Annotated in this window: 1 protein-coding gene; it reads left to right on the top strand. The window is 38.0% G+C overall.

Going from position 1 to position 255, the window contains the following annotated elements:
- On the top strand, positions 1-255 hold a 255-nt coding region (locus tag Z053_RS29410), incomplete at both ends, for a type IX secretion system membrane protein PorP/SprF (RefSeq protein ID WP_035096964.1).

Below are 255 nucleotides of genomic sequence, written 5' to 3' on the forward strand. Positions count from 1 at the left end.
GAGTGATGATGTTAAGTTTAAACCAGCTGTTTTGAGTAAGCTAGTGTTTGGCGCTCCATTACAGGTAGATGTTTCAGCTAACTTTTTATTGTATGATCGTTTAACATTGGGAGCTGCTTATCGATGGAGTGCTGCCTTAAGTGGTACTATAGGATTTCAGATCTCTGATGCATTAATGATTGGTTTTGCTTATGATCGAGAAACGACAGAGTTAGGTCAGAGTCAATTTAATGATGGGAGTTATGAGGTATTTCT

It is taken from the genome of Aquimarina megaterium XH134 (assembly GCF_000520975.1).
GTDB lineage: Bacteria > Bacteroidota > Bacteroidia > Flavobacteriales > Flavobacteriaceae > Aquimarina > Aquimarina megaterium.